Consider the following 3030-nt stretch of genomic DNA (forward strand, 5'->3'; position numbering starts at 1 on the left):
CCGTTTGGCCAGTCGTTCGACCTGGGAAAGGATCCACTCTTGAAGCTTCCCAAGCAGCCTTTCCTCGTTCCAAGGGCTTTTCGTGAAAAAGTGACTGAGCGTCGTTCGATGATTCGGATGAAAGCTCCAGTAATGAATATCAGTCAATGTTCCCGAGAATCCCTTGGTGGTCAAGGCATCGACAATATGAATGAGATGCTTGATGACCGGTTTGGAAAGCTGCAGCGTCAACCCCAGCATGAAGAAAAACTTGTGGATTCCTTGGTGATGTGCTAATCTATTCATGAGACATGAACCTCCTTGTGGATAGTTGGTGGTACATCTATTCTAACCAAGGAATCGGGTTCATGTCTCCTTTTTTGTTTAGTTGTCAATTTATGTCAGTGAATTTGCTCATCTACAGTAACTTATTTTAGGGAGGGCGATTGCCCTCCCTTTCCAAAAAGAAAAACCCCCTTTTTTCAGCTGCCAGAGGGTCAAACGAGCTGCTTGCTCTCTTCTTTGCGGAAAAATGTTTTCATCGCATGGAACACATCTGATTTTTGCTTCAAAATATAATAGCGGAACTTTTCATCCTTAATATTGCGATACGCCGACATGAGTGTGGAATGGCGGTTGTACTGATACACTTATACACCCTATACACACCGGACGCGCTATCTATAATCCATCATATGCTCCAAGGCCTCTTCAAAAAACTCGCACGCTGCGACGATTCCCTCTGCAAAAGCCTGTTCCACAACATCCTTTGTTTCCATTTTAGCATATTCCCTTTTCTGATCAGCGACAAAAGCGTGTAGAACAAGCAGTTTTACTATTAATTTATCCATCGCGTTCCCCTCCTCATTATTGATCCCGGAGTTTCAACCGCGCACCGGCTACCTTTATGTCAGAGTAGGACGACTGCGACTGTTGAGGCTGTTTCAATGACCGCAAGAACCCCAGAAACGACGGCGCCTGGAAAACCCGGAAAGGATATTGACGATTTAGAGCATACCTTGTATCCGAGAGGATAAGGATATATGGAAAGATCACCTTCCCCGCCGGCTGCCAAGGTTCTTCGGCGATCAGCCCGCTTTCATATAGGGCGACGTACCGGCTGAGTTTTTCTTCTATCATCTTTTCACTGTAGAAAGTGCGCTGGCACTCGAGAAAGAATGGTGTCCGTTGATAGATGAAGAAGGCATCCGGTTCGGCTAAACCTTTTTTGTACTTTGGCTCGACGATAAACTGTTCGACCGGTCCGATTGAAATAATTTCCCTGTACACCTTGACAATTTCCAGGTAGTGCGGGATTTTTTGCGAGTTTTTCTTTAAATTACTGTCAGCGCAAAAATACACGTAAGGGACAAACGCTGTAGAGCGTTGTATATGCCCGTCGCGAACCAGCCGTAACAAAACATTATTCGCGCTTTCCTGTGGACGCTTTAGCCCTTTGAAATGGATCTCCGCAATGTCGTCACGGCTCATTACCCGGAACCGTTGTAAATCAGCGATGATCGCTTTATCACGTTTAGTTAGTGTCATCATCTAACACCCCTAAAATCATTTCTTCACTGACATGATCCTGAGGGTCAGTCATATCCAAACCAGCTTGCAATACATTCCCACGGTCTGCCACCTTGTATGCCGCGAGAATCTTCTTCGCTCGTTCCATAGACAAAAACGGCGCCTGTATCTCCGTCAATCCTTCCCTTTTCAGCAGGAAACGGCCTCGCTGTTCAATGCTGATTTTTTCCGCTCCGGGCGTGCCAATAATTTTCGCATTCGATAGATCGGCCGCACGGAACCCCATCCGCACCGTTAAATTGGCACGTATTTTTGTGTCAAGTATGTCATGACTCGGCCGCTGCATGGATAAAATCACAATTATATTGAGCGCTCGGCCGATTGCTACAAGCTGAACCAACGTGTTCATGATATCTTTTTCGTCTTTCACAACGACTAGCTCATCGATACAAATGAGAATGATAGGGGGACGTTCCGAATCTGGTAAGTCACTTACGTGCGCTTGCTCTTTTTCATGGAGCAATTGACTGCGCCGGTTCATTTCGGCTTGGATAAATGAAAGCATCTTTTTTAATTGACCTGGCGTCGTGCAAACCGCCTTCACCTGACGGCAGCGCTTGAAAATATGAAACTCCGACATTTTTAAGTCGGCGAGGTAAATATGCAATCGACTGTCATCGTAATACTGAATAAGCGTTGTGAGAATCGACCGCAATTGCGTTGATTTTCCGCTGCCGCTTTCACCGGCGATAAGCAAATGCGGCTCTTGGATCGCATCATAGGTGATATATTGCCCATATCGATCCATTCCACAAATAATCGGAAGTGCTAACCCCTCGAGGTGAGGTTTAATCTTTTCGAAGCTATAGGGAAGTTCATCGGGCAATCCTCGATGATAAATGGTCAGCATAAATCTTTTATAATCCCCCTCCAATTGAGCATGCCGGCCGAACACTTGCTGAAACACATATTCTTTCTTAAAAACCTCCTTCGGATCCATTCCGTTGATAAGAGTAAATACATATTCCACCCGTGGTGCTAGATAAACTTGATCAAGCATAAAAATAGCCCTTGCTGGCGGATCTCCAGTAGAATGAAAGTGTCACCCAACATTCGAAAGGAGAGATCCCCCATGCAAGAGCACTTTCATTTTACTACAGATCCAGCCAAACTTCAAAAACAATATGCCGCTATTTTCTGTTTTGTTTCTGCCCAACTGTCGTTGATTCAAATGTATCTTCATCGCCGCAACCGTCACTTGGTCAAGCAAGAAGACGAAGTGGTCATGGCGGTTCACCTTTTGGGGAAGCTGCTGGGCTTTTCTTCCGAACGAGCCTGGCATCGTTTTGTCACGGGAAATTTGTTCACAAACGGCTCGTTTCTTGAACGCTCCCGATACAACCGCCGCTGCCGGGCGCTTGGTTTCGCCATCAAATGGATCCGTCATGAGCTGGCGAAACGTGGCCAACACCATGCTTATGCGGTCGTCGACAGCTTGCCTCTTCCGTTGTGCCATCCCGT

3 protein-coding genes and 3 pseudogenes are annotated in these 3030 nt (G+C 46.2%); 1 reads left to right on the top strand and 5 read right to left on the bottom strand.

From position 1 onward, the window contains the following. The 5 genes and pseudogenes from CD000_RS12610 to CD000_RS12625 all read right to left on the bottom strand — a co-directional run. Positions 1-285: pseudogene (locus CD000_RS12610) on the bottom strand (IS701 family transposase); the annotation flags it as partial. A gap of 191 nt (positions 286-476) precedes the next feature. Continuing rightward, positions 477-629 (bottom strand): annotated as a pseudogene (locus tag CD000_RS12615) (sporulation protein YhbH); the annotation flags it as partial. Positions 630-656: 27 nt separating this feature from the next. Beyond that, positions 657-830, bottom strand: coding sequence for a hypothetical protein (locus CD000_RS18855; RefSeq protein ID WP_198962508.1), 174 nt, complete (start codon positions 828-830; stop codon positions 657-659). 16 nt (positions 831-846) lie between these two features. Further along, on the bottom strand, positions 847-1530 hold the full coding sequence (locus tag CD000_RS12620; RefSeq protein ID WP_233130444.1) for a replication-relaxation family protein: 684 nt from the start codon (positions 1528-1530) through the stop codon (positions 847-849). Further along, the gene (locus CD000_RS12625) at positions 1514-2569 is read right to left on the bottom strand and encodes an FtsK/SpoIIIE domain-containing protein (protein WP_233130445.1); all 1056 of its coding nucleotides are present in this window, start codon (positions 2567-2569) and stop codon (positions 1514-1516) included. Before CD000_RS12625 ends, CD000_RS12620 begins: the two co-directional genes overlap by 17 nt. A gap of 72 nt (positions 2570-2641) precedes the next feature. Here CD000_RS12625 and CD000_RS12630 point away from each other — a divergent pair. Then, positions 2642-3030, top strand: a pseudogene (locus CD000_RS12630) (IS982-like element ISGsp1 family transposase); the annotation flags it as partial.

Source organism: Geobacillus sp. FJAT-46040, assembly GCF_002335725.1.
GTDB classification, from domain to species: domain Bacteria; phylum Bacillota; class Bacilli; order Bacillales; family Anoxybacillaceae; genus Geobacillus; species Geobacillus thermoleovorans.

What these genes read in the sequence shown, in the direction of transcription:
- CD000_RS18855 (WP_198962508.1), bottom strand. Translation starts at nt 830, where the DNA reads ATGGATAAATTAATAGTAAAACTGCTTGTTCTACACGCTTTTGTCGCT.
- CD000_RS12620 (WP_233130444.1), bottom strand. Translation starts at nt 1,530, where the DNA reads ATGATGACACTAACTAAACGTGATAAAGCGATCATCGCTGATTTACAA.
- CD000_RS12625 (WP_233130445.1), bottom strand. Translation starts at nt 2,569, where the DNA reads ATGCTTGATCAAGTTTATCTAGCACCACGGGTGGAATATGTATTTACT.